Origin of the sequence: Anaeromyxobacter sp. Red801 (assembly GCF_049201065.2) — a bacterium.
In the GTDB taxonomy this organism is placed as follows: Bacteria; Myxococcota; Myxococcia; order Myxococcales; family Anaeromyxobacteraceae; genus Anaeromyxobacter.
The window spans coordinates 1,629,928-1,653,991 of record NZ_CM181236.1; the positions used below are offsets into that span (position 1 = coordinate 1,629,928).

At 77.5% G+C, this 24,064-nt stretch carries 23 protein-coding genes; 17 read left to right on the top strand and 6 right to left on the bottom strand.

The window, feature by feature from the left end; genetic code table 11:
* Window positions 1–81: 81 nt before the first annotated feature.
* Window positions 82–492 (bottom strand): hypothetical protein, encoded by a 411-nt coding sequence (locus tag ACOQFB_RS07365; RefSeq protein WP_059438444.1) that lies wholly within the window; start codon window positions 490–492, stop codon window positions 82–84.
* Window positions 493–629: 137 nt separating this feature from the next.
* Between ACOQFB_RS07365 and ACOQFB_RS07370 the strand changes: the two genes are divergently transcribed.
* Complete coding sequence (locus ACOQFB_RS07370; RefSeq protein WP_421609683.1) at window positions 630–1,553, top strand: aminotransferase class IV; 924 nt, start codon at window positions 630–632, stop codon at window positions 1,551–1,553.
* Window positions 1,554–1,612: 59 nt separating this feature from the next.
* Complete coding sequence (locus ACOQFB_RS07375) at window positions 1,613–3,442, top strand: SpoIID/LytB domain-containing protein (RefSeq protein ID WP_421609682.1); 1,830 nt, start codon at window positions 1,613–1,615, stop codon at window positions 3,440–3,442.
* 7 nt (window positions 3,443–3,449) lie between these two features.
* Here ACOQFB_RS07375 and ACOQFB_RS07380 read toward each other — a convergent pair whose 3' ends face one another.
* Window positions 3,450–3,836 carry a rhodanese-like domain-containing protein gene (locus ACOQFB_RS07380; protein ID WP_421609681.1) on the bottom strand — a complete coding sequence of 129 codons (387 nt, stop codon included), beginning with the start codon at window positions 3,834–3,836 and terminating at the stop codon, window positions 3,450–3,452.
* Between the two features lie 83 nt (window positions 3,837–3,919).
* The gene (locus ACOQFB_RS07385; RefSeq protein ID WP_421609680.1) at window positions 3,920–4,177 is read right to left on the bottom strand and encodes a hypothetical protein; all 258 of its coding nucleotides are present in this window, start codon (window positions 4,175–4,177) and stop codon (window positions 3,920–3,922) included.
* Between the two features lie 133 nt (window positions 4,178–4,310).
* Between ACOQFB_RS07385 and ACOQFB_RS07390 the strand changes: the two genes are divergently transcribed.
* Window positions 4,311–5,765 carry a sigma-54-dependent transcriptional regulator gene (locus tag ACOQFB_RS07390; protein ID WP_059438187.1) on the top strand — a complete coding sequence of 485 codons (1,455 nt, stop codon included), beginning with the start codon at window positions 4,311–4,313 and terminating at the stop codon, window positions 5,763–5,765.
* A 58-nt stretch (window positions 5,766–5,823) separates the two neighbouring features.
* On the opposite strand, the gene ACOQFB_RS07395 is transcribed toward ACOQFB_RS07390, so the two are convergent.
* Window positions 5,824–6,015 (bottom strand): hypothetical protein, encoded by a 192-nt coding sequence (locus ACOQFB_RS07395; protein WP_059438188.1) that lies wholly within the window; start codon window positions 6,013–6,015, stop codon window positions 5,824–5,826.
* A gap of 291 nt (window positions 6,016–6,306) precedes the next feature.
* Here ACOQFB_RS07395 and ACOQFB_RS07400 point away from each other — a divergent pair, with 291 nt between their 5' ends.
* The 14 genes from ACOQFB_RS07400 to ACOQFB_RS07465 all read left to right on the top strand — a co-directional run bounded on the left by ACOQFB_RS07400 (window position 6,307) and on the right by ACOQFB_RS07465 (window position 21,279).
* Complete coding sequence (locus tag ACOQFB_RS07400) at window positions 6,307–6,885, top strand: polysaccharide biosynthesis/export family protein (protein ID WP_059438189.1); 579 nt, start codon at window positions 6,307–6,309, stop codon at window positions 6,883–6,885.
* 40 nt (window positions 6,886–6,925) lie between these two features.
* Entirely contained in the window at window positions 6,926–8,050 is a 1,125-nt protein-coding gene (locus ACOQFB_RS07405) for a hypothetical protein (RefSeq protein WP_059438190.1), read from the top strand.
* Between the two features lie 13 nt (window positions 8,051–8,063).
* Entirely contained in the window at window positions 8,064–9,434 is a 1,371-nt protein-coding gene (locus tag ACOQFB_RS07410; RefSeq protein ID WP_059438191.1) for a GumC family protein, read from the top strand.
* Between the two features lie 23 nt (window positions 9,435–9,457).
* A complete protein-coding gene (locus ACOQFB_RS07415; RefSeq protein WP_059438192.1) occupies window positions 9,458–10,210 on the top strand; it encodes a CpsD/CapB family tyrosine-protein kinase in 753 nt (250 codons plus the stop codon).
* A complete protein-coding gene (locus ACOQFB_RS07420; protein WP_237757976.1) occupies window positions 10,207–10,368 on the top strand; it encodes a hypothetical protein in 162 nt (53 codons plus the stop codon). The genes ACOQFB_RS07415 and ACOQFB_RS07420 overlap by 4 nt, the downstream gene beginning before the upstream one ends.
* Before the next feature lie 84 nt (window positions 10,369–10,452).
* The gene (locus ACOQFB_RS07425; protein ID WP_059438193.1) at window positions 10,453–11,844 is read left to right on the top strand and encodes a sugar transferase; all 1,392 of its coding nucleotides are present in this window, start codon (window positions 10,453–10,455) and stop codon (window positions 11,842–11,844) included.
* Window positions 11,844–12,854, top strand: a complete 1,011-nt coding sequence (locus ACOQFB_RS07430) for a gluconeogenesis factor YvcK family protein (RefSeq protein ID WP_421609679.1) — start codon at window positions 11,844–11,846, stop codon at window positions 12,852–12,854. Before ACOQFB_RS07425 ends, ACOQFB_RS07430 begins: the two co-directional genes overlap by 1 nt.
* Window positions 12,855–12,861: 7 nt before the next feature.
* Complete coding sequence (locus ACOQFB_RS07435) at window positions 12,862–13,992, top strand: GNAT family N-acetyltransferase (RefSeq protein WP_421609678.1); 1,131 nt, start codon at window positions 12,862–12,864, stop codon at window positions 13,990–13,992.
* Window positions 13,983–15,173, top strand: coding sequence for a DegT/DnrJ/EryC1/StrS family aminotransferase (locus ACOQFB_RS07440; protein ID WP_059438197.1), 1,191 nt, complete (start codon window positions 13,983–13,985; stop codon window positions 15,171–15,173). The genes ACOQFB_RS07435 and ACOQFB_RS07440 overlap by 10 nt, the downstream gene beginning before the upstream one ends.
* Window positions 15,170–16,345, top strand: coding sequence for a GNAT family N-acetyltransferase (locus ACOQFB_RS07445; RefSeq protein ID WP_421609677.1), 1,176 nt, complete (start codon window positions 15,170–15,172; stop codon window positions 16,343–16,345). The genes ACOQFB_RS07440 and ACOQFB_RS07445 overlap by 4 nt, the downstream gene beginning before the upstream one ends.
* Before the next feature lie 18 nt (window positions 16,346–16,363).
* Window positions 16,364–17,566 (top strand): polysaccharide deacetylase family protein, encoded by a 1,203-nt coding sequence (locus ACOQFB_RS07450; RefSeq protein ID WP_421609676.1) that lies wholly within the window; start codon window positions 16,364–16,366, stop codon window positions 17,564–17,566.
* 80 nt (window positions 17,567–17,646) lie between these two features.
* A complete protein-coding gene (locus tag ACOQFB_RS07455; RefSeq protein ID WP_421609675.1) occupies window positions 17,647–18,825 on the top strand; it encodes a glycosyltransferase in 1,179 nt (392 codons plus the stop codon).
* Between the two features lie 8 nt (window positions 18,826–18,833).
* Window positions 18,834–20,132 (top strand): O-antigen ligase family protein, encoded by a 1,299-nt coding sequence (locus tag ACOQFB_RS07460; RefSeq protein ID WP_059436745.1) that lies wholly within the window; start codon window positions 18,834–18,836, stop codon window positions 20,130–20,132.
* A gap of 4 nt (window positions 20,133–20,136) precedes the next feature.
* Entirely contained in the window at window positions 20,137–21,279 is a 1,143-nt protein-coding gene (locus ACOQFB_RS07465) for a glycosyltransferase (RefSeq protein WP_421609674.1), read from the top strand.
* A 9-nt stretch (window positions 21,280–21,288) separates the two neighbouring features.
* On the opposite strand, the gene ACOQFB_RS07470 is transcribed toward ACOQFB_RS07465, so the two are convergent.
* On the bottom strand, window positions 21,289–22,146 hold the full coding sequence (locus ACOQFB_RS07470) for a succinate dehydrogenase/fumarate reductase iron-sulfur subunit (protein ID WP_421609673.1): 858 nt from the start codon (window positions 22,144–22,146) through the stop codon (window positions 21,289–21,291).
* Between the two features lie 7 nt (window positions 22,147–22,153).
* Window positions 22,154–24,064: a fumarate reductase/succinate dehydrogenase flavoprotein subunit gene (locus tag ACOQFB_RS07475; protein WP_059436748.1), complete on the bottom strand. Its 1,911-nt coding sequence runs from the start codon at window positions 24,062–24,064 to the stop codon at window positions 22,154–22,156.

Below are 24,064 nucleotides of genomic sequence, written 5' to 3' on the forward strand. Positions count from 1 at the left end.
CGCGGAGCCTAGCACGCGGAGTTCCTGCACCGAGCGCGCGGGTGAACTGCGCGTGGGAACCGGGGAAATCCCCGGGGTCGCTCAGGCCCGCCCGTGCCGCCGCGTTCCGACCTCGACCACGTCGGCCGGATCCGCCTCGGGCACGTCGTCGGACCGACCCGCGGTCCGGGCGCGCCGGGGGAACGCCGCGGCCGGCGCAGGCGGGCGCTGCTCGGCCTCGAGGCGCGCGAACCAGCGGGCGGCGGTGGCCTTCACGCGCGCCCAGCGCACGTCCTCGGGGCTGGCCATGGGGATGCCGGCACCGGCCGTCGCCGCGGTCGCCGCCGGGGCGCCGACCACGCGCGCGCCGGCGCGGCGCTGGAACACCTCGCCGTACAGCGAGGAGTGCGTCCGCGCGCAGAACGGGCACTGGTAGTAGCGGATCGGGCTCCCCGGGGCCGACCAGCTCGTCATCACCACCTTGCAGTGCGTGCACTCGACCGCGGTTTCCATCGATGTCGGGAGATATCATCCCCGTCCGGTCGGTCAAGAAAACGTCCGCGATCACGCGGGGTTTTCACGGTCCGTCCGCGACCCGGACGCGGCGCGTCGCCGCGCCCGCGGGGCGGCCCCGGCGCTATGGTGAGGGCATGGCGACCCTGGTGAACCTGGACGGCGCGCTGGTCGCGCCGGCGGACGCGAAGGTGTCCGTGCTCGACCGCGGGTTCCTGTACGGCGACAGCGTGTACGAGGTGGTGCGCACCTACGGTGGACGGCCGTTCGAGCTCGACGCGCACCTCGCGCGCCTGGCGCGCTCGGCGGAGCGCACCGGGCTCGCGCCGCGCTGGGACGGGCCGCGCACCGCGCGCGAGATCGCGCGCACGCTCGAGGCGGCGCAGGCGATGGGCGCGCCGCCGGCGGCGCCGGACGCGGCGCCGTGGAACGCCGGCGAGTGGTACGTGCGCGTGGTGATGACGCGCGGCGCGGGCGAGATCGGGCTCGACCCGGCGCTCGCGGTGGACCCTCGGGCGGTCGTCATCGTCGCGCCGCTCGCCGCGCCGCCCGCGCGCGCGTACGCCGAGGGCGTGGCGGTGGCCATCGCGAGCGTGCGCCGGGCCTCGCCCGCCGCGGTCGACCCGGCCGCCAAGACCGGCGCGCACCTCTCGCACGTGCTCGCGGTGCGCGAGGCGCGCGCCGCGGGCGCGCACGAGGCGCTCCTGCTCGACGACGCCGGGATGGTGACGGAGGGCTCGTCGTCGAACGTGTTCGCGATCTCCGGCGGGCGGCTCCGGACCCCGCCGCTCGCGGCCGGGATCCTGGAGGGCGTGACGCGCGGGGTGGTGCTCCGGCTCGCGCGCGAGCTGGGCGTGCCGGCCGAGGAGGCGCCGCTCCGCGTGGACGCGCTGGAGGCGGCGGACGAGGCGTTCCTCACCTCGACGATGCGCGAGATCCTGCCGGTGGTGCGGGTGGGGGCGAGGTCGATCGGGGCCGGGCGCCCCGGCCCGGTCACGGAGCGGCTGCACCGGGCCTTCCGCCGGCTCGCGGGCGGGCCTGCCGGGCTCGGCCCGGGGTGAACGTCCCGTCGCCGAGGGGATCGCGCGCCGCGCCCGGCTCGGCGTAAGCTGGCCCGCTCATGGGCCGACTCCTCGCCGTGCTCCTCGCCGTCGCGCTCGCCGCCGACGCGGCCCCGACGGCGGTGGAGGCGCCGGAGCCGATCGCGCCGGTGGAGCCTCCCGCGGTGCCGGCGGCGGAGCCCTCCGCGGCGCCGGCGGCGGCCGCGCCGCCCGCGGAGCCCGCCTCCGCGGCGACCCCCGCCGCGCCGCAGCCGGAGCCGGCCCTGCCGCTCCCGCTCCCGCCGCCCGACGCCACCGTGCTCGCGCCGCCGCCGGCCGCCGACCTCGCCGATCCGCTCGACCTGCTCTGGGGGCACCGGCTGGAGTTCGCGCCGGGCGGCGAGCCGCTCGTCACCATCCGGCTCATGGAGGGCCAGCGCGAGATCGCGTTCCGCCCGCTCGCCCCGGCGCGCGTGCTCCTGCGCGGGGGCGGCGAGCTCCGGGTCGAGGCCGGCACGCGGCTGCGGGTCGTCGCGCGCGAGGCCGTCCCGGCGGTGCTGGCGTGGCGCGCCCTGCTCGAGGAGGCGCCGCTCGCCGATCGCGCGCGCCTCGAGGCGCAGGCGCAGGCCTGGCGGGTCCGCGGCGTGCGCGCCGAGACGCGCGTGGCGGGCGCGGTGTACGGCATCGCCGGGCGCGTGGTGGACAACCGCCGCGCGCTGCTGCTGGTCGACGGCGACGGCACGCAGGCGGGGGCGCGCGCGGTCGTGGAGACGCTCCGGGCCGCGCACGGCACGCGGGCCACGCTGCACGCCACGCTGGTGGGCCGGCCGTCCGGGCGGCTCGAGCTGCGCGGGGAGGGTGGGGCGCCGCTGGGCGAGGCGGACGCCGCGCTCACGCTCGCGGTCGAGGGCGAGGCGGGGTTCCTGGTGGAGGGCGTCGAGCACGAGCACGGGCGCGCCGGCCGGGCCCGCGAGGACCGCACCTACCGCGGCCGCCTGTACCTCACGCTCGACGCGGGCGGCGCGCTCGCGGCCGTGCACGGCGTGCCGCTCGAGGAGCTGCTGCGGGGGCTGGTGCCGAGCGAGATGCCGGCCTCGTCGCCGCGCGCGGCGCTGGAGGCGCAGGCGGTGACCGCCCGCTCCAACGTGCTGGCGCAGATCGGCACGCGCCACCTGACCGATCCGTTCATGCTCTGCGCCGAGGTGCACTGCCAGGCGTACCGCGGCGACGGGGCCCGCACCGGCCGCACCGACGCGGCGGTGCTCGCGACGCGCGGCGAGGCGCTGTTCGGCCGCGCCGACCGCACCCTGGTGAACGCGGTCTACTCGGCGATGTGCGGCGGCCACGGCGAGCACAACGACGCGGTGTGGGACGGCACGCCGGACCCGAGCCTGCGCGGGCGGCCCGATCTCCCGCCCGGCGCGGCGGCGCGCTGGCCGGTGGGCCTGGGCACCGACGCGCTGCTGCGCCGGTTCCTGGTGGCGGGCTCCGAGGCCTACTGCGCGCGCGCCACGGGCGCGAGCCGCGGCCGCTTCCGCTGGACGCGCCGGCTGGATGCGGCGGCGCTGGCGCGGGTGGGCGCCGAGCTCGGGATCGGTCCGGTGACCGCGCTGCGCGTGACGGCGCGGGGCGTGTCCGGCCGCGCGCGCGAGCTGGAGGTGACGGGCGCGGCGGGGCGGGCCGAGGTCCGCGGAGAGCTGCGCATCCGCCGGCTGCTCGGGGACCTCCCCTCGGCGATGTTCCTGGTCGAGCCGGAGCCGGGCGGCGCGCTGTCGCTGCGCGGGGGCGGCTGGGGACACGGCGCCGGGATGTGCCAGTGGGGCGCGGTGGGGCGCGCCGAGGCCGGGCAGGACCACCGCGAGATCCTCCGCGCCTACTACTCGGGCGCCGAGGTCTCCCGCATCTACTGACTGTAATCTACCGGGTGGACTCGAGCGGCCCCGGCCACGCGTCGGCGCGCTGGAGGTCGTGGAGCCGCGAGTAGCCGAGCTCGCGGAGCGCCTTCGCCGCGATGGCGCTCCGGCGGCCGCTCCGGCAGTAGAGCACGAGGGTGGCGTCGCGGTCCGGGAGCTCGCCGGGCGCGCGGCGCGCGATCTCGTCGTACGGGATGTTGACCGCCCCCGGCGCGTGGCCGGCCGCGAACTCCTGCGGCGTGCGCACGTCCACCAGCCGGGCGCCGCCGTCCACCAGCGCCTTCGCCGCGGGACCGTCCACCACCGGGGCGGCGGGCGGGCCGGCGGGCGCGCGGCTGCAGGCGGTCAGGGCGGCGACGACGAGGGCGGCGGCGAGGCGGGCTCCGGACATGGCGTGGGCTCCGAGGATGGGTGGCTGCAGGGCGAGAGCCGCGGTGGGGCGCGGAGGTTCGCCGCGCCACCGCAGGGGGCCGCTCAGCGCCGATCGAGGTCGTCGAGGTGGAGGGTGTGGGTGCGGCGGCGGCGGCGCAGCGACAGCAGCGCGAGGCCCGCCGCCACCAGCGCGAGCACGCCCACCAGGGCCTCCACCAGCGCGATGCGCTGCAGCAGCACCGGGTCGCCGCCCGGCGTGCGGGCGCCGTCCCAGGCCTGCCACGCCCTCACCAGCATGAACGCCCCGCCCACGAGGAGCAGCACCGCGCGGAGCAGGACCCTCGGTCGCGACAGTCGCACGCGGGAGGTATCGCACGGAAGCCGCGCGCGCGCACGCTCGCTCGGCCGCCGCCGCGATCGGGCCGGTGCCGGGCGTCGGAGGTGGCGCCAGCTTCTCCTCGGCGGCACTCCGCCGCCACTGAACGGAAACCGGATGGACAACGACTGCACCGTGCTCGTCATCGAGGACGACGACGAGGCCCGGGCACCCCTGTGCGAGTTCCTCGGCGCGGCCGGCTACCGCGTGCGCGCCGCCCGCGGCGGCGGCGAGGCGCTGGCCGAGCTGGGCGCCGCGCCGGCGGGGGCGGTGCTGCTCGACCTGGTGATGCCCGAGCCCGACGGCTTCGAGGTGCTGCGCCGGGTGCGCGAGCGGGACCCGGCGCTGCCGGTCATCGTGCTGTCGGCCCTGTCGCAGACCGAGGACGTGGTGCGCGCCATGAAGCTCGGCGCCACCGACTACCTGCCGAAGCCGTTCGATCCCGCCGAGCTGGAGCTGGTGCTGCGGCGCGCGCTGGACGGGCGCGGGCGGGCGCGCGCGGACGCGGCGCGGAGCGGGGCCGTGGCCGAGGCGCCGGACCCCGGCGCCATCCCGCTGCTCTCCGGCGCGATGGACCGCGTCCGCGAGCTGGTGGAGCGGATCGCGGACACCGACGTGCCGGTGCTGCTGGTCGGCGAGAGCGGCGTGGGCAAGGACGTCATCGCGCGGCGCATCCACGCGGAGAGCCGGCGCGCCGCGCGGCCCTTCGTGAAGATCAACTGCGCCGCGCTGCCGGGCGAGCTGCTCGAGAGCGAGCTGTTCGGCCACGAGAAGGGGGCGTTCACCGGCGCGCACGCGGAGAAGCCCGGCAAGTTCGAGCTGGCGCACGAGGGGACCATCTTCCTCGACGAGATCGGCGAGATGGACCCGCGGCTGCAGGCCAAGCTGCTCCAGGTGCTGCAGGACGAGGAGTTCTACCGGGTGGGCGGGAAGCGGCCGGTGCGGGTGGACGCGCGCGTGGTCGTCGCCACCAACCGGAACCTCGAGCTGGCCATCCGGCAGGGCAGCTTCCGCGAGGACCTCTTCTACCGCCTCAACGTGGTGACCGTCCGCGTGCCGCCGCTGCGCGAGCGCAAGGAGGAGATCGGGCCGCTGGTCCGGCACTTCGTGCGGAAGTACCGCGAGCGCTACCAGGGCGGGCTGGAGGAGGTGCCGCCGGAGGTGATGGAGCGCTTCCACGCGTACGACTGGCCGGGCAACGTCCGCGAGCTGGAGAACCTGGTGCGGCGGCTGGTGGTGCTGCGCGATCCGGCCATGGTGCTCGGGGAGCTGGGCGCGCCGCGGGCCGCGGCGGCCGGGCCGGCGCCGGTGAACGTGGCCGCGAACCACGTGCGGCCCGGCGCCCCCGCGCTCCACGCCGCGCTCCCGGAGGACGCGCCGCTGAAGGACGTGGCTCGCCGGGCGGCGCGGATCGCCGAGCGCGAGGCGATCCTGCGCGCGCTCATGCGCACCGGCTGGAACAAGCGGAAGGCCGCGAAGCGGCTGCAGGTGAGCTACAAGGCGCTGCTCTACAAGATCAAGGACTGCGGGATCGTGGACCCGCGCGACGCCGCCACCGTGGACGAGGCCTGACGCGGGCGCCGGGACCGCGCCGCCCCCGGCTCGCGCGGCCGCGCGCGGCGCCGCGCCGCTATGCGGCCGCCTCCTTCGTCGCGATGGCGCGGGTGCGCCGCGGCCGGGGCCCCGTCCGCGCGCTCACCGCGAGGAAGCCGAAGCCCAGCCCGATCAGCACCGCCGGCTCGATCCAGGGCAGCGGGAACAGCCTGCAGATCATCATCCCGGCCCCGAACAGGCCGATCGTCCACGCCGCCGCCCTCAGCATCGGTCCCCTCCGGCGCGCGCTGGCCGACTGCCGCCGCCGCGTCCTCCCGAACGTTCGGGCGTCCAGGCGCGCGCGGCAACGCGGGCACGGCGGTTCCGCGCGCGAGGAAAAACATTCGCCTGCGCCGCCCGCGCCGTTCCGCGACGGCGGGCGCCCGGCCGCGCGGCCCGGCCCGGACCGCCCGCCGAGCGCCGGTTCTCGCCGGCCGTCGCGCCGCGGGCGGGCCGGTGGCATGCGCCGTGCTCGGTGCGAGCGCGTCCGATTGGCGGAGAGCCGCACCGGGGGAACGGAATGGCGCGTGGCAACGTGGCGATGACGGCGGTCCTGCTCCTGTCGGCGGCGTGCGCGGGGAAGAGCGCGTCCGAACGGGCCGGCACACGCCCCGATGCGGGCGAGTACCGCATCGGGCGCGAGGACGTGCTCGAGGTGGTGGTGTGGCACGAACCGGAGCTGACCCGGGTGGTGCCGGTGCGCCCCGACGGGCGCATCTCGCTCCCGCTCGCCGGCGAGGTCGAGGCGGCGGGCAAGACGCCGGCGGAGCTGCAGACCGGCCTGAGCAAGGCGCTCGGGACGTACATCAAGGACCCCGCGGTGGCGGTGCTGGTGCGCGAGATCAACGCCGCGCGCGTGTTCGTGCTGGGCGAGGTGGCGCGGCCGGGCGGGTTCCCGCTGCGCGGCCCGATGTCGGTGGTCCAGGCCATCGCGCTGGCCGGGGGGCGCACGCCCTACGGCGGCGACGAGGTGGTGTGGCTCCGGCAGAAGCCGGACGGCGGCGCCGATCGCGTGCGGCTGTCCTTCGACGACCTGGTGAAGGGGGAGGCGGCGGGTGCGCTCTGGCTCAAGGGCGGTGACGTCCTGTACGTGCCGTAGGGCGGCGCGGCCTCCGGCGGAGCGCGGGCGAGGACGGGCGATGGGTGCGCGGCGCGGGCTCGGGGTCGCGGTGCTGTGGGCCGCGCTCCTGGCGCCGGCCGCGCGGGTGGCGGCGGTGACGGTGGCGGAACCCATCGCCCGTCTGTCCCTGGAGGGCGGCTACGACTCCAACGCGCTCTACCTGGGGCAGGGCGGGGATCGCACCGGGCGCATCTCGCCCGACGTGGGCTTCCGGCTGCTCGACCACCTGTTCAAGCTCACCGCCACCTACGGCGGCGACTGGCTGGTGTACGAGCGGCTCGCGTCGCACGGGATCTGGAACCACCGCGGCGCGCTCGACCTGGAGGCGGCCCCCACGCGCCGGTCGCGGGTGACCGCGACGGCGCGCGGCGGCTATGCCTTCGACCCGGTCGGCCTGGCGCAGATGGGCATCTTCCGCACGGGCCAGCGCTCCGCGTGGACGGTGCAGGGCCGGGGCCGCGCGGAGTGGGACGCGTCGCGGCGGCTCGAGCTGGCGCTGACCGCGACGGAGCGGACGGTGGTGTTCTCCGACCGGAGCGGCGGCGCGATGCACGCCCCCGGCGCGGAGGCGCTGTGGCACGCGAGCGAGCGGCTCGCGGTGGGCGCGGCCTACGCGGCGGGGCTGTTCCAGGGCTTCGACCCGGCCGGCGACTCGCTGGCGTGGTCGCAGGGACTCCGCGCCAGGGCCCGCTACCGGATCACCCGCATGCTGGAGGTGGACGGGTACGCGGGGCCGGCCATGTGGATCGGGACGCGCGACCACGCGCTCGTGCCCGAGGCGGGGGCGGAGCTCCGGCTGGCGCGGCGCGAGCTGGACCTGCGCGTGGCGGTGGCGCACGGCCTGGGGATCGGATCCACCGCGCGCCCCGGCCTGGTGGACTCGGCGGAGGTCGGCGTGGTGCGCAGGTTCGGTCTGCGCTTCGACGTGCGGGGCGACGGCGGGCTCTGGCACTCCGGGGAGGTCCCGAGCGGGCGGAACTCGACGCTCGGGTACGCGGCCTCGGGGGAGGCCGGGATGATGCTGGGGGGCGGGGTCCGCGTCGCCCTCGGCGTGACGCACTTCGCGCGGATCGACGATCCGTCGGCGGACCTTCGGAGGACCACCGTGGGCATCCGGCTCGGGTGGACGCTGCCGGCGCGGTGAGGGGATACGGGACATGGAGCGGACCTACACGATTCACGACCTGTTCGCGGCGCTCCGGCGGCGGAAGGTGATCGCGCTGGTGGTGTCGGTCATCGTGCTCGCGACGGGGGCGGCGCTCGCGCTGCTCACGCCGGCGGAGTACACGGCGTCCTCCACCGTGCAGATCGAGCCGCGCCGGCTCCCGGTGGACTTCTTCCCGGCCCAGGGCGTCGCGCCCTTCGAGGACCGGATGCGGACCATCAAGCACGGCATCCTGGCGCGGCCGGTCCTGGAGAAGGTCGTGAGGGAGACCGACTTCTTCCCGGACCTGCGCGGCGACCTCGACCGGGCGGTCGAGAAGCTGCGGCGCCAGGTCGAGGTCCGGCTCGAGGGCGAGGTGCCCGGCGGCCCGCCCGCGCTGCTCTTCGTGGTGGAGGTGCGCGGCGCCGATCCACGCAAGGTGAAGGCCGCGGCGGAGCTGCTCCCGCGCTCCTACGAGGAGATGACCCGCGAGGTCCTGGCCAGCCAGGCGCGCGCGCTGCGCGAGACGCTCGACGCGCAGGCGACCGAGATGTCGAAGGCGCTCGCCGACCACGAGCGCAAGATCCTCGGCTTCAAGCTGGAGCACGCCGCCGAGCTGCCGGAGATGATCGACACGAACGCGCGCGCCGCCGCGCGCGCCCAGGCGCTGGTGGAGATGCACCTCTCCGCGATCGCCGACGCCCGGCGCCGCCGCAACACGGTGCTGGCGTCGATCCCGGAGGGCCCGAGCGCGCCCGGCATGAGCGAGGCCGCGCTCGACGCCGCGACGCGGCGGGTGCAGGCGGCCGAGGCGGCCTACGGGCCGGAGCACCCCGACGTGCGCCGCGCGCGGCGCGAGCTGCAGGAGGCGCAGGCGCGCCGCGACGAGGAGCTCGACGGCTACCGCAAGGGCCGGGTCTCGGAGCAGCTGGCGCGCCTCGACGAGGAGGTCGCGGAGCACCAGCAGGCGCTGACCGGGCTCCAGGCCGAGCTCGCCTCCTACCAGAAGCGCGTCGAGGCCGCGCCGCGCTGGGGCCAGGAGCTGGCGGCGCGCTCGCGGGACTACGAGGTGCTCCGCGCGAAGTACGTCTCGACCGTCTCCCGGCGCGCCGACGCGGCCGCCGCCGAGCAGCTCCTCGCGGCCGACGGCCAGGCGCTGTTCCGCGTGATCGAGCCGGCGCTCGCGCCCACGCGCCCGTCGGCGCCGGATCGCGGCCGCATGCTCCTGCTCGCGCTGCTCGCGAGCGTCGCCGCCGGCCTGGCCGCGGCCGGCCTGGCGGAGTGGCTCGACGGCTCCATGCGCGGTCCCGAGGACGCGGCCGCGCTGGGGGTGCCGGTCCTCGCCGCCATCCCGCGCATCGGGCCCCGCAGCCACGCGTCGTGAACCCGTCACCCGGAGCGAACGCCATGATCCCCGCCGAGACGCTGAACGCCGCCTTCCCGACCCTCGCGCCGGAGAGCCGCCTGGTCGCGCTGGACGCGCCGGACTCGCCGGCCGCGGAGCAGTACCGCGTCCTGTACCAGCGCGTGCTCCGCCTCGCCGCCCGCCGCCCCATGCGCGTCCTGGCCATCACCTCCGCCGGCCGCGGCGAGGGGCGCACCACCACCGCCGCCAACCTGGCGCTGACCGCCGCGCAGGAGGGGCGGGCGACGATCCTGGTCGAGGCCGACCTGCGCCGGCCGGTGCTGGCCGCGCGCTTCGGGCTCGCGCCGCGGGCCGGCCTGGCCGAGGTGCTGGAGGGCGCGGCCGAGCTGGCGCAGGCGGTGGTGCGGGTGGGCCCGCTGGCGGTGCTGTGCGCCGGCGACCCGCGGGACCCGGCCCAGGCGCTCCGCAGCCCGCGCGCCATGGCGGTGATGGACCAGCTCCGCGCCGCCTACGAGCACGTCATCCTCGACGCGCCGCCGGCGCTGGCGGGCGCGGACGGCGACCGGCTCGCGCAGGCGGCGGACGCGGCCCTGCTGGTGGTGCGCTCGGGGACGACCCCGCGCCAGGTGGTGCGGCTCGCGCTGGACGCGCTGGGTGAGCGCGCGGCCGGCGTGGTGCTGAACGGGGTGGACGCCGGGACCGTGGCGCACGGGCGCTGGATCTACGGCGACCCGGCGGCGGTCGCGCCGCCGCCGCCCGCGGTGCCCGACGCCCGGCGCGTCGAGCCGCTGTGAGCGCGGTCGCGCTCGTCGCGGTGGATCGCGAGGTGGGGGGCGGCGCCGGTCCGGCGTTCGCGGGCGGCTTCGCGCTCGCGCTCGCGCTGGCGGCTGCCGCCGTCGCCGTGGCGCGCCTGCTCGCGCGCCGTCGGGGCACCGGGTCGGAGCGGCGATGAGGAGGGCTTCTCGCGGGTGATGTGCGGAACGCGGGCAGATCCCAGCTTTCCGTGGGGCCGCGGGGGCGGTCGGGGGGAGGGTGGGTGGTCCGGGTCTTCAACCATTGGTTCTCGCCGCGCAAGGCGTTCTACTTCTTCGCGGAGGAGACCGTGCTCGTGGTGGCGCTGCTCGCGGGCGCGTCGCTGGGACCGGTCGCCGCGCAGGCCACCGGCGCCGCCGCGCCCATCGCGCCGGCGGTGCTGCGCGCCGGCCTCGCCTCGCTGTTCTTCGCGGGCGCGCTCTACCTCGGCGATCTCTACGACCTGCACGCGGCGGTGCGCGACCGCGCCGACGGGCGGCGGCTGCTCCGGGCGCTCGGGGTCGCGACCATCGCGCTCGCCGTCGCCGACCTCTCGCTCGACCTGGTGCTCCCGGGCTGGATGCTGCACCGCTCGGTGGTGCTCGCCGCGGCGGGCGGCGCGCTCGGCGTGATCGGGGCGCGCGCGCTGATGCCCGCGGTGGTGGGGGCGCCCACCCGCGTGCTGTTCCTGGGCGCCGGGCCGCGCGCGCGCGACCTGGCGCGGGCGGTGGAGCGCGAGGCGGACGGCCTGTGGGCGGTGGCCGGGTTCGTGGTGCCGGAGGGCAGCCGCACGCCGGCGGTGGTGCCGCCGGAGGCGCTGCGGCAGGGGCCGGTGCTGGAGGTGGTGCGGCAGGCGCGGGCGCAGGTGGTGGTGGTGGCGATGGAGGACCGGCGCGAGGGGCTGCCGGTGGACGCGCTGCTCGCGCTGCGCACCCGCGGCCTGCGGGTGGTGGACGACGTGGGCTTCGCGGAGGCCACCCTCCAGCGCATCCCGCTGGCGCTGGTCCGGCCGAGCGCGCTCATCTTCGACGAGGGCTTCCGGGTCTCGCGCCTGACCCGCACCGTGAAGCGGGCGCTCGACCTGGGGGTGTCCGCGGTGGGCCTGCTGCTGGGCGCGCCGGTGATGGCCGCGGTGGCCGCCGCCATCTGGCTCTCCGACGGCCGCCCGGTGCTGTACTCGCAGGAGCGCACCGGCCGCGGCGGCCGCCCGTACCGGATCTGGAAGTTCCGCACCATGCGCCGCGACGCCGAGAAGCTCGGCGCCGCGTGGGCCACCGACGACGACCCGCGCGTCCTGCCGGTGGGCCGCTTCCTGCGGCGCGCCCGGCTGGACGAGCTCCCGCAGCTCTGGAACGTGCTGGGCGGGCACATGAGCCTGGTCGGCCCGCGGCCGGAGCGCGCCGTGTTCCTGTCCGAGCTGAAGGCGCGCTGGCCGCTGTTCGCGCTGCGCGAGCTGGTGAAGCCCGGGCTGACCGGCTGGGCGCAGCTCCGCTACGGCTACGGCTCGACCATGGAGGAGCAGGCGAAGAAGCTCGAGTACGACCTGTACTACATCAAGAACACCACCCTGTTCCTCGACCTGGTGTGCCTGCTCGCCACGGCCAAGGTGGTGCTGCTGGGACGGGGGGCGCGGTGATGAGGGTGCTCGAGGAGCGGGTGGAGCGGCGCGCGGCGGCGCCGGCGGCGCGGCCGCTGCGGGTGGTGGCGGCGGGGGGCGGCACCGGCCTGCCGCGCGTGCTGGCGGGGCTGGCCGGCGGGGTGGACGAGGACGGCGCGCGGGTGGCGGTGACCGCGCTCGTGACCACCGCCGACGACGGCGGGAGCTCCGGCGAGCTGCGGCGCCGCTACGGCGTGCCCGCGACCGGCGACGTGCGCCGCTGCCTGGTGGCGCTGGCCGGCGGCCTCAGCCCGCTCGCGGCGCTGTTCCAGCACCGCTTCGAGGGCGCCGGCGCGCTGGCCGGCCACACGGTCGGGAACGTGGTCCTCACCGCCCTGGCGCAGCGGCACGGGGACTTCGCGAGCGCGGTCGAGGAGGCCGCCGCGATGCTCGGCGCGCGGGGCCGGGTGGTGCCGGCGGCGGACGGCCCGGTGGAGCTGGTCGCGTCGCTGGAGGACGGGCGCGAGGTGGTGGGGGAGTCCGCCATCGCCGCCGCGGGCGGGCGCATCGCCGCGCTGCGGCTGGCGCGCCCGACACCGGCGCCGCGCGAGGCGCTCCAGGCCATCCTCGAGGCGGACCTGGTGGTGCTCGGGCCGGGCAGCCTGTACTCGAGCGTGCTCGCGAGCCTGCTCCCCGACGGCGTCGCGCAGGCGCTCCGCGCCACCGCCGCCACCCGCGTGCTCTGCGTGAACCTGGTGACCGAGCCGGGCGAGACCGACGGGCTCGACGCCGCCGCGCACCTGCGGGCGGTCCGGCGGCAGGCGGGCGACGTGGTGGACGTGGCGCTGGTGCACCGGGGGCCGCAGCCCGCGGCGCACCGCGCGGCGCTCGAGGCCCGGGGCGCCCGCCCGGTGGAGGTGGACCGCGCCGCGCTCGAGGCGCTCGGGGCGGTGCCGGTGGCGGCGGACCTGGCCTCGGCGTCCGAGCCCGGCCGCCACGATCCGCAGAAGCTCGCGGCCGCGCTGCTCGCGCTGGCGCGCGCCCGGTAGGAGACCCATGCCCGGCACCGCCACGCTCCCCGTCGCGCCCGCCCTCCGCCGCCTCCCGTACCGCGTCGAGGCGCTGGAGGGGCGCCGCGCCTTCGACGCGCTCGAGCCGGAGTGGAACGCGCTGCTCGCGCGCGGGCCGGTGGACCTGCCCTACGTGCGCCACGAGTGGCTCGCCGCCTGGCTGGACGCGTTCGCGCCGCGCGCGCCGCTCCGGGTGCTGGTGGCGCGCGATCCGGCCGGCGCCGCGGCCGGCTTCGCGCCGCTCCTCGAGGAGCGGCGCAACGGCGCGACGTGGCTCGTGGCGCCCGCGAACGACCACTCCTGCCGGGTGGAGTGGGCGCTCGGCCCGGACGCGTCGGGCGCGGCGGCGGCGCTGTGGGGCCACCTGCGCGACCGGCTGCGCTGGGACGCGCTCCTGCTGCGCGACCTGCCCCGCGACGGCCCGACCTCGACGCTGCTCGAGCCGCTCGCGCGCGCGGACGGGCACCTCACCGGCCGCTGGGAGTCGCTGCGCACGCCCTACCTCGTGCTGGGCGGGGAGGGCGCGGAGGCGCGGACCTCGTCGAAGCTCCGCGCCAACCTGCGGCGGCGCGCGCGGCGCCTCGGGGAGCTGGGCGCGGTGGCGGTGCGGCGCGAGGACGGCCGCGGCGATCTGGAGGGCGCGCTGCGCGAGCTGTTCGCGCTCGAGGCCGCCGGCTGGAAGGGCGCGCGCGGCACGGCCATGGCCGCCGACCCGCGCACGCTCGCGTTCTACCGCCGCGTGGCCGGGGACGCGGCCCGCCGCGGCGCGCTCGCGCTCCGCGCGCTCACCCTCGACGGCCGCGCGGTGGCGGCGCAGCTCGGGCTGGTCCACCGCGGCGTCTACGCGCTGCCCAAGATCGCCTACGACGAGTCGCTCGCGCAGGTGTCGCCCGGCCAGCTCCTCCACCGCGAGGTGGTGGCGGAGTGCGAGGCGCGCGGCCTCGCGGAGCTGGACTTCCTCGGGCCGGACATGCCCTGGAAGCGCGACTGGGAGCCCCGGCACAGGCCCCATGACTGGCTCTACGTGTACCGGCCGTCGATCGCCGGGCGGGCCATGCACACCTTGAAGCACCGGGTCCGCCCGGCGGTGAAGGAGGCCCTCTCGTGGTGGCGGTGAGCCGAGCCATGGCGTTGCGCGGCGGGACGGCGGCCGGCCCCGCGCGGCGGCGCTACATCCCGGCCCTCCCCACGCTCTGGCCGGGCATGCTCTCGCCGCTGGCGGCCGACCGGCCGCCTCCCTTCCCGTTCGGCGCCCCGCGCATGGTGCGCTTCTACTTCGCCCGCAACGCGGTGTTCCACGCGGTGCGCCTGCTCGGGCTGGCGGGGCGCGAGGTGCTGGTGCCCGCGTACCACCACGGCGTGGAGGTGTCGGCGCTCGCCGCCGCCGGCGCCATCCCGGTGTTCGTGCGCGTGGACGGCCGCATGCGGCTCGACCTCGAGGACCTGGAGGCGCGCCGCGGGCCGCGCGCCGGCGCGATCTACGTCATCCACTACGCCGGCTTCCCGCAGCCCATGGACGAGATCCGGGCGCTGGCGCGGCGGGCGGGGCTGCCGGTGATCGAGGACTGCGCGCTGTCGCTGCTGTCGGCCGAGGGGACCCGGCCGCTCGGCTCCACCGGCGACCTCGCCATCTTCTGCTTCTACAAGGCGCTCCCGGTGCCGAACGGCGGCGCCCTGGTGGTGAACGCGCCCGGGATCGCGGCCGAGCTGCCCGAGCCCGGCGGCGCGCCGCTCGCCTCGACGCTGTCCCACGCGGCGGGCGCGCTGCTCGCGAACGCCGCGTTCCGGCTCGGCGAGGCGGGCGTGGCGCTCCGGGCGGCGGCGCGCGGCGTGGTGCGCACGGCGCGCGGCGCGTCCGGCCGCCTCCGCCCCGTCTCCACCGGCACGAGCACCTTCGACCCGGGCGCGGTCGGGCTGGGGATGAGCGGGCTCTCCGCCGCCATCGCCCGGCGGCTGGACGCGCGCGCGATCGTGGACGCCCGGCGGCGCAACTACTTCCTGCTGCTGGGGCGCCTCCGCGACCTCGCGCCGCCGCCGTTCACCGAGGTGCCCGCGGGCGTGGCGCCGCTGTTCTACCCGCTGCCGTGCGACGACAAGGCCGCGGTGCGCTCCCGCCTGGCCGCGCGCGGCATCGAGGCGGTGGACTTCTGGCGGACGGGCCACCCGCTCTGCCCGCCCGAGGCGTTCCCGGAGGTGACCGCGCTGCGGCGGCGCGTGCTGGAGCTGCCGGTCCACCAGGACCTCGAGCCGGAGGACATGGCCTACGTGGCGGCCTGCGTGCGCGAGGCGCTCGAGTGACGGCCTCTCACCCCTCCGTCGCGGTCCGCTGCTCGACCGACGCCGCGCGGCTCGACGCGCTGCGGCCCGAGTGGTCGGCGCTGCTCGAGCAGGCCGGCCTGCCGACGCCGTTCCTCTCGTGGGAGTGGCTCGCCGCCTGGCGGCGGCACTTCGGCGCGCGGCGGCCGCTCCGGATCCTGGAGGCGCGGGACGCGGCCGGCGCGCTGGCCGGGCTGCTGGTGCTGTCCGGGAGGCCGGGGCTCGGCGCGCGCCGCTGGCAGCTGCTCGGCAACGGCGTCACCGGCGCGGACGGGCTCGACGTGCTGGCGCGGCCCGCCGAGGCGAGCGCGGTGCGGGCGGCGATCGCGGCCGCGGCGCTCGACCTGGACGGCTGGGACGCGCTCGAGCTCGAGGACCTCCCCTGCGGCTCGCCCACCGTCGCCGCGCTCCGGGCCGCCGCGGCGGCGCGCGGCGTGCGGGCGCGGGTGGAGCGGCGCTTCGCCTGCCCGGGGTTCGCCGTGGCCGGGACCTGGGACGCGCACCTGCGCGGCATCCGGCGCCGCGAGACGTTCGGGCGGCGGGTGCGGTGGCTGGCGCGGCAGCCGGGCTACCGGATCGAGGTCGCCACGCGCCCGGAGGAGGCGCCCGGCGCGATGGCGGACTTCCTTCGCCTGCACCGCCTGCGCTGGGCCGGCGAGGGCGGCTCCTACGGCATCCCCCCCGGCGCCCCGGAGGCGTTCCACCTCGAGGTGGCGCCGCTGCTGGCCGCGCGCGGGTGGCTGCGGCTCTACCGGCTGTTCGTGGACGGCGAGGCCATCGCCGCGGTGTACGGGCTCGAGGCCGGGCGGCGCTTCCTCTACTACCAGTCCGGCTACGATCCGCGGTGGGCGTCGCGCAGCCCGGGCATGGTGCTGGTCGGGCGGACGGTCGAGGACGCGTACGCGCGCGGCCTCGCCGACTACGACTTCCTGCGCGGCGAGGAGCCGTACAAGCTCGACTGGGCGGCGGACCGGCGCGAGACCTGCGCGGTGCGCCTGCGCGCGCCCTCGCTGCGGGCGGGGACCGCCGCCGCCGCCGAGGAGGCCTGGCGCACCGCCCGGAAGCTCGCGCGGCGGGTGGCGCCGGAGCGCGTCTGGGGCGCGCTGCAGCGGGCGCGGCGCGCGCGAGAGGTGAACGCGGGGGCGGCGCCCTAGCCGCGCCCGGGGAGCCCGATGCCCGAGCGAGCCGACGGGAGCCCGCGCTGGATCGTCCGCCGCGCGCTGAAGGTGGCGGTGGCGGGCGCGCTGCACGCGGCGGGCGCCCATCGCGCGGTGGGGACCCTGCGCCGCCGGCAGGCGGGGGGCGCGCGGGTGCTGGTGGTCTCGTACCACCGCGTCACGCACGACTACCGGGCCAGCGCGCGCGAGGGGCTCGCCTCGCTGCTCGTGTCCGCCGACACCCTTCGCCGCCAGCTGGAGCAGCTCGGGCGGACGCGCGACCTCGTCAGCCTCGCCGACGCGCGCCGCATCCTGGCCGAGCCGCCCGGGACGTCGCGCGCGCGCGACGTCGTCACCGTCACGTTCGACGACGGGTACGCCGACGTCCACGGGGTGGCGCTGCCCATCCTGCGCGCGCTGGGCGCGCCGGCCACCGCGTTCGTGGTGACCGGGCTGGTGGGCACCGCGCGGCGGCTGCCGCACGACCGGATCTACGCGGCCCTCGCCGAGCTGGCCGCGCGCGGGATCCCGCCCGAGCGCGCCGGCCTGCCGCGCGCGCCGCAGGCGCTGCTGGACGCGTGCGCCCGCGCCGGGCCGGCCGCCACGCTGGACCGGCTCATCGCGCGCCTGCCGCACCCGCGCCTGCTCGAGGTGGCGGACGCGCTCGCGGCGCGCGTGGGCCTCGCCGACGCCGACCTGCCCGCGGGCACGCGGGTGCTGGACTGGGACGAGATCCGCGCGCTCCAGGCGGGCGGGGTGGAGGTGGGGGGCCACACGGTCACCCACGCGGTGCTGCCGCACCTGCCCGCCGCCCGGGCGCGCCGCGAGATCGCGGGGTGCCGGGACGCGCTGGCGGAGCGGCTGGGCCGGCCGCCGCGCACGTTCGCCTACCCGAACGGCTACCACACGCCGGCGGTGCGGCGGCTGGTGGCCGAGCTCGGGTTCGACGTGGCGGTGACCACCGAGGACGCGGAGAACGTGCGGGGCGGCGACCCGCTCGCGCTCCGCCGCAAGATGGTCTGGGAGAACACCACGCTCGGCCCGGCCGGCTACAGCCCCGCGCTGGCCGCCTGCAACCTCGAGGGCGTGTTCACCGCGCTCGGCCTCGTGCGTCCCGTGCCGGGCGAGTGGCGCGCGCTGGCCGACGCCGAGGAGGAGCGCGCCCGCCCGGCCGGCCGCTCCCCCGGCCCGCGCGGCTCGCGCGTCGCGGCGGGGTGACCGGCGTCGCGCGCGTCGCGCGGGGCGCCGCCCCGTTCAAATGCTCGCCGCCGGGGGCCCCGCGCACCCAGCTTGTCTGCGTGGCGGCGCTCACTGGGCGGGACATCGTCTGCTTCTCGAACGACTGGGATGGGGATCCGCTCTCCAAGACGCACATCATGCGGATCCTGGCCCGGGACAACCGGGTGCTGTGGGTCAACTCGCTCGGCAACCGCGCCCCGCGCGCGACCACCGCCGACGCCGCGCGCATCTGGAAGAAGCTGCGCGACGCGGCCCGCGGGCTCACCGAGCCGGAGCGCAACCTGCACGTGCTCGCGCCGCTGTACGTCCCGGCCTACGGGCTCGCCGCGGTGCGCCGCCTGAACCGCGCGCTGCTGCGGCTCCAGGTGCGCGCCGCCATGCAGCGGCTGGGGTTCGGCCGGCCCATCTCCTGGAGCTTCCTGCCCAGCGCCGCCGCGGTGGCGGGCACGCTGGGCGAGGCGCTGGTGGTCTACCACGTGGTGGACGAGTTCTCGGCCTTCAGCGACGCGAGCGCGCACGTGGCCGAGCTGGAGGCGCGGCTGCTCCGGCGGGCCGACCTGGTGATCGCGTCGTCGGAGCGGCTGCTGGCGGCGAAGCGGCTGATCAACCCGCGGGCGGTGCTGGTCCGCCACGGCGTGGACCACGCGCACTTCGCCCGCGCGCTCGACCCGTCGCTGCCGGTGCCGGTGCCGCTCGCCGCGCTGCCCCGGCCGGTGATCGGGTTCTTCGGGCTGGTGGCGGACTGGATCGACCTGCCGCTGGTGCGCCAGGTGGCGGACGCGTACCCGCAGGCGTCGGTGGTGCTGCTCGGCAAGGTGATCACCTCCACCGCGCCGCTCGACGGCGCCCGCAACGTCCACCTCCTCGGCCGCCGCCCGTACCAGGAGCTGCCGGCCTGGTGCCGCGGCTTCGACGTCGCCATCACCCCGTTCCGCCGCAACGAGCTGGCGCTGGCGGCGAACCCGCTGAAGGCGCGCGAGTACGTCGCGGCCGGCCTGCCCAACGTCTGCACCGACCTGCCCGAGCTGCGGCAGGTGCCGGGCTGCACGGTGACCCGCACGCCGGAGGAGTTCGTGGCCGCGGTGGGCCGCGCGCTCCGCGCGGGCGGGCCGGACCCGGCGCGCTCGGCGCTGGTCCGGGCCGAGGGCTGGGAGGCGAAGGTGGACGAGCTGCGGGCGCACGTGGAGGCGGCCGAGCGCGGCGCGGTGCCCGCGCGCATCCAGGCGGTTCCGGGCTAGGGGGCGGCATGCGGGCACGGGCGGACGCGGCGGCGCTGGACGCGGCGCTCCTGGCGCGGGAGGCGGGGCTGGAGCGCTCGGCCGCGCGGTGGAGCCGGACCGCGCACGCGGCCGCGCTCGGGTTCGTGGCGATGCTGTACTCGAGCCCGATGTACTGGTGGCCGGAGCTCGAGCGGCTGCGCCTGGGGTTCGTCACGATGGCGCTCTGCGCCGCGGCGGTGGTGGCGCACCGGCTCTCCTCGGGCGAGCGCATCCGGCTGGGCGGGGGCGGCAGCCTGCTGCTGCTCGCCTACCTCGCGTTCATCCCGCTCTCGCTCGGCTGGACGCTGTCGCGCCCGGACACGCTCCACGCCATCGTGGACGGCACGAAGATGGCAGTGGTCTTCGTCGCCATCCAGAACGCGCTGGACGCGCCCTCGCGCCTGGCGCGCTTCCTGCGCGTGGCGGCGCTCGCCTCGCTGGGGCCGGCGCTGGGCGGCGTCTGGGTCTGGGCCAACGACGACCACCTGGTGGAGGGCTTCCGGACGCACTGGCGCGGGCTGTACGGCGATCCGAACCGGCTGGCGATGAGCCTGGTGGCGGTGCTGCCGTTCGCGCTGCTCGGGGCGATGCGCGCCCGCCGGCCGGCGGCGCGGGTGCTGTTCGCGGGCGTGGTGGCGGCGCAGGTCGCGGCCATCGTGCTCACGCACTCGCGCTCGGGCGCGGTGGCCGCGGCGCTGGCCGCGCTCCTGTTCCTCCTGCGCGGCCGCGGCGCGGCGCTCCGGGGGCCGCTGGCCGCCGGGGCGCTGCTCGCGGGCGTCGTCGCGCTCGCGCCGCAGTCTTTCTGGGAGCGGTCGCGCACCATCGCCGACTACCGCGACGACGCCTCCGTGGCGGGCCGCGAGCACGCCTGGAAGGTGCTCGGCAACATCGTGGACGAGCGGCCGCTGTCCGGGGTCGGCGCGGGCGCGTTCCTGGCGAGCTGGGCGCGGTACGCGCCGCTCGAGGCGGGCGGGCGGCGCTACGTCGCCCACAACCTCCTGCTCGAGATCGTGGGCGACCTCGGGATCCTCGCGTTCCTCCTGTTCGCGGCCTTCGTGGCGTGGCTGCTCTGGCAGACCTGGCGCGCCGGCGACGATCCGCTGGTGGGGGCCGAGGCGCGGGCGGTGTTCGCCGGGCTCGCCGGCTACCTCGTCTGCGAGATGGCCAACGGCTACTCGCTCTCGTGGTTCCTCTACTTCCTGTTCGCCTGCGCGGTGGCGGCCGTCCGGCTGGCCCGCGTGCGCGCGGCGGCCGGGGAGCGGCCGTCGCCGGCGCCGGCCTGGTGACGCCGTGCCCGGGCCGCGGCGGATCCTGATCTTCCAGAACCGCTTCCGCATCGGCGGCCAGGAGCGGCAGACGGTCCTGAACGTCCGGTCGATGGACCGCGCGCGCTTCGAGCCGGTGGTGGCGGTGCTGCACCTCGACGGCGACCACCTGCAGGACCTGGAGGTCGCGGGCGTGCGGCCGGTGGTCTTCGACGTCGGCGGGCGCATGATCCGCCCCAACACCGCCTGGCAGCTCGCGCGCATCGTGCGCTTCGTCCACGCCGAGCGGATCGCGGTGATCCACGCGCAGGACGTCTACACCAACGTGCTCGGGGCCCTCGCGGCGCGCCTGGCGCGGGTCCCGATGATCGTCACGCGGGTGGACCTGGGGCACCACCTCGAGGGCTACCGCCGCCCGCTGCTGCAGGCGGCCTCGCGCGTGGCCGACCGGGTGCTGGTGAACGCGCTCTGCATCCGGGATCTCGCGGTGCGCGAGGGGGTGGAGGCCGACCGGGTCGCGGTGGTGCGCAACGGGGTGGACCTGGAGGAGCTGGACCGGGAGGCGCGGCGCGCGCCGGAGCACCCGGCGCCGGAGCCCGGCGCGGTGGTGTGCATCGCGAACATGCACCATCCGGTGAAGGGGCAGTCCGACCTGCTGATGGCGATGCGCGAGGTGCTGCGCGCCCGGCCGGACGCGCGCCTGGTGCTGGTGGGCGAGGGCGTGCGGCGGCCCCTGCTGGAGCGCCTGGCGCGCCGCCTCGGCATCGCGGACCGGTGCCACTTCCTCGGCCACCGGCTGGACGCGCCGGCGCTGCTCGCGCGCGCGGTGGCCGGCGTGTCGGCGAGCTACGCGGAGGGGATCTCCAACGCGATCCTCGAGAGCATGGCCATGCGGCTCCCGGTGGTGGCGACCCGCGTCGGCGGCACGCCGGAGGTGGTGCGCGAGGGGCAGAACGGCTTCCTCGTGCCGCCCGGGGCGCCGGCCGCGCTGGCGCGCCGGCTCCTCGACCTGCTGCGCGACCCGGCGCTGCGGCGCCGCATGGGCGAGCGGGGCCGGCGCATCGTGGAGGAGGAGTTCGGGCTCGCGCAGATGCGCCTCTCCTACGACGCCCTCTACCACGACCTGACCGAGGACCCGACGCCGCGCATCGTGGCCGGGGTGGGGTGAGCGCCGGGCTCAGCGCTCGGCCGGCTCCTCGGCGGGCTCGGCGGTCTCGCGCGCGCCGGGCGGCTGCGCCTCGTAGCGGCGCATCGGCGAGGTGACCGGCAGGACGGTGAGCGGCTCGCCCGCGGCGCGGGAGAAGGCCGCGCGCAGGAAGTCGCGGTTCATCCGCGCGATCACCTCGAGCTGGATCCCGGCCGGGCAGACGGCGGCGCACTCGCCGATCGAGGTGCAGTGGCCGAAGCCCTCGGCGCGCGCCTGCTCCGTCATGGAGCGCACGCGGAGCGGGCGCTCGGGCTGGCCCTGGGGCAGCAGCGACAGGTGCGTGATCTTGGCCCCGGTGAACAGCGCGGCCGAGGCGTTCGGGCAGGCCGCGACGCAGGCGCCGCAGCCGATGCACGCGGCGGCCTCCATGGCGCGGTCGGCGTCGGTCTTCGGGACGGGCAGGGCGTTCGCGTCCGGGGCGCCGCCGGTCCGCACCGAGACGTAGCCACCGGCGGCGACGATCCGGTCGAGCGCGCCCCGGTCCACCACCAGGTCCCGGAGCACCGGGAACGCGGCGGCGCGCCAGGGCTCCAGCCGCAGGACGTCGCCGTCGTGGAAGTGGCGCATGTGCGTCTGGCAGATGGTCGCGTTCCGGAGCGGCCCGTGCGCCTCGCCGTTCACCAGGAACCCGCAGGTGCCGCAGATCCCCTCGCGGCAGTCGGAGTCGAAGGCCACCGGCATCTCGCCGCGCCGCACCAGCGCCTGGTTGAGCACGTCGAGCATCTCCAGGAACGACATGTGCTCGTTGACGTCGCCGACCTCGTACCGCACGAAGCGGCCGTCCGCCCACGGGTCCCGCTGCCGCCAGATCTCGAGGACGATGCGCACGCGCCCCTCACTTGTAGCTGCGCTGCTGGAGCGGCACGTACTCGAACGCGAGCGGCTCCTGGTGCAGCACCGGGGCCTCGCCCGGCCCCCTCCACTCCCAGGCCGCGACGTAGGCGAAGCGCGCGTCGTCGCGGAGCGCCTCGCCGTCGGGCGTCTGGTGCTCGACCCGGAAGTGCCCGCCGCAGGACTCCTCGCGGTGCAGCGCGTCCCGGCACAGGAGCTCCGCCAGCTCCAGGAAGTCCGCCACCCGCCCGGCGCGCTCCAGCTCCTGGTTCAGCTCCTCGCCGGTGCCCGGGACCCGCAGGTCGCTCCAGAACGCCTCCCGGATGCGCGGGATCCCGGCGAGCGCGTGCTCCAGCGAGGCGCGCGAGCGCGCCATCCCCGCGTCGGCCCACAGGAGCGTGCCCAGCTCGCGGTGCAGGTCGTCGGCGGTGCGCCGCCCCCCGATGGACAGCAGCCGCGCGGTGCGCGCCGCCACCTCGCGCTCCGCGTCGCGGAACGCCGCGTGCGAGGTGTCCACCTTCGCCTGCCCCCGCGCCAGGTGGTCGCCCACCGTGTACGGGACGACGAAGTAGCCGTCGGCGAGCCCCTGCATGAGCGCGCTCGCGCCCAGCCGGTTGGCGCCGTGGTCGGAGAAGTTCGCCTCGCCCAGCACGAACAGGCCCGGGATGGTGCTCTGCAGGTCGTAGTCCACCCACAGCCCGCCCATCGTGTAGTGCACCGCGGGGTAGATCCGCATCGGCACCTCGTGCGGATCGTCGCCGGTGATGCGCTCGTACATCTCGAACAGGTTGCCGTAGCGCTCGTCGAGCACCCGCCGCCCGAGCCGCGCGAACGCGTCGCGGAAGTCGAGGTAGACGCCCAGCCCGCCGGGCCCGACGCCGCGCCCCTCGTCGCAGACCGTCTTCGCCGCGCGCGAGGCGATGTCGCGCGGGGCGAGGTTGCCGTAGGTCGGGTACATCCGCTCCAGGTAGTAGTCGCGCTCGGCGTCCGGGATCTGGCCCGGCGGGCGCCCGTCGCCGCGCCGGGCGGGCACCCAGACCCGCCCGTCGTTGCGGAGCGACTCGCTCATGAGCGTGAGCTTCGACTGGTACTCGCCGGAGCGCGGGATGCAGGTGGGGTGGATCTGCGTGTAGCAGGGGTTCGCGAACAGCGCGCCCTTGCGGTGGGCGCGCCAGACCGCCGTCGCGTTGCAGCCGCGCGCGTTGGTGGAGAGGTAGAAGACGTTGCCGTAGCCGCCGGTCGCGAGCACCACCGCGTCGCCGGCGTGCGAGCGCACCGCGCCGGTGACGAGGTCGCGGGTGACGACGCCGCGCGCCCGCCCGTCCACCAGCACCAGCTCCAGCATCTCGCAGCGCGGGTGGCTCACCACCTTCCCGGCCGTCACCTGGCGCTGCAGCGCCTGGTAGGCGCCGAGCAGGAGCTGCTGGCCGGTCTGGCCGCGGGCGTAGAACGTCCGCGAGACCAGCGCGCCGCCGAAGGAGCGGTTCGCGAGCAGGCCGCCGTACTCGCGGGCGAACGGCACCCCCTGCGCCGCGCACTGGTCGATGATGTTCACCGACAGCTCGGCGAGCCGGTGGACGTTCGCCTCGCGCGAGCGGAAGTCGCCGCCCTTCACGGTGTCGTAGAAGAGCCGCGCCACCGAGTCGCCGTCGTTCTGGTAGTTCTTCGCCGCGTTGATGCCGCCCTGCGCCGCGATCGAGTGCGCGCGCCGCGGGCTGTCCTGGTAGCAGAACGTCTCGACCTCATAGCCCAGCTCGGCGAGCGACGCCGCCGCGGACGCGCCCGCCAGGCCCGTGCCCACCACCAGGATCCGGTGCCGGCGCTTGTTGGCGGGGTTGACCAGCTTCAGCTCGTACTTGCGGCGCTCCCACTTCTGCTCGATCGGCCCCGCGGGGATCTTCGCGTCGAGCGGCAT

What these genes read in the sequence shown, in the direction of transcription:
- ACOQFB_RS07460 (WP_059436745.1), top strand. Translation starts at nt 18,834, where the DNA reads ATGCGGGCACGGGCGGACGCGGCGGCGCTGGACGCGGCGCTCCTGGCG.
- ACOQFB_RS07475 (WP_059436748.1), bottom strand. Translation starts at nt 24,064, where the DNA reads ATGCCGCTCGACGCGAAGATCCCCGCGGGGCCGATCGAGCAGAAGTGG.
- ACOQFB_RS07380 (WP_421609681.1), bottom strand. Translation starts at nt 3,836, where the DNA reads ATGTCCGGAGCCCGCCTCGCCGCCGCCCTCGTCGTCGCCGCCCTGACC.
- ACOQFB_RS07435 (WP_421609678.1), top strand. Translation starts at nt 12,862, where the DNA reads ATGCCCGGCACCGCCACGCTCCCCGTCGCGCCCGCCCTCCGCCGCCTC.
- ACOQFB_RS07410 (WP_059438191.1), top strand. Translation starts at nt 8,064, where the DNA reads ATGGAGCGGACCTACACGATTCACGACCTGTTCGCGGCGCTCCGGCGG.
- ACOQFB_RS07370 (WP_421609683.1), top strand. Translation starts at nt 630, where the DNA reads ATGGCGACCCTGGTGAACCTGGACGGCGCGCTGGTCGCGCCGGCGGAC.
- ACOQFB_RS07450 (WP_421609676.1), top strand. Translation starts at nt 16,364, where the DNA reads ATGCCCGAGCGAGCCGACGGGAGCCCGCGCTGGATCGTCCGCCGCGCG.
- ACOQFB_RS07395 (WP_059438188.1), bottom strand. Translation starts at nt 6,015, where the DNA reads ATGCTGAGGGCGGCGGCGTGGACGATCGGCCTGTTCGGGGCCGGGATG.
- ACOQFB_RS07375 (WP_421609682.1), top strand. Translation starts at nt 1,613, where the DNA reads ATGGGCCGACTCCTCGCCGTGCTCCTCGCCGTCGCGCTCGCCGCCGAC.
- ACOQFB_RS07415 (WP_059438192.1), top strand. Translation starts at nt 9,458, where the DNA reads ATGATCCCCGCCGAGACGCTGAACGCCGCCTTCCCGACCCTCGCGCCG.
- ACOQFB_RS07430 (WP_421609679.1), top strand. Translation starts at nt 11,844, where the DNA reads ATGAGGGTGCTCGAGGAGCGGGTGGAGCGGCGCGCGGCGGCGCCGGCG.
- ACOQFB_RS07390 (WP_059438187.1), top strand. Translation starts at nt 4,311, where the DNA reads ATGGACAACGACTGCACCGTGCTCGTCATCGAGGACGACGACGAGGCC.
- ACOQFB_RS07400 (WP_059438189.1), top strand. Translation starts at nt 6,307, where the DNA reads ATGGCGCGTGGCAACGTGGCGATGACGGCGGTCCTGCTCCTGTCGGCG.
- ACOQFB_RS07365 (WP_059438444.1), bottom strand. Translation starts at nt 492, where the DNA reads ATGGAAACCGCGGTCGAGTGCACGCACTGCAAGGTGGTGATGACGAGC.
- ACOQFB_RS07405 (WP_059438190.1), top strand. Translation starts at nt 6,926, where the DNA reads ATGGGTGCGCGGCGCGGGCTCGGGGTCGCGGTGCTGTGGGCCGCGCTC.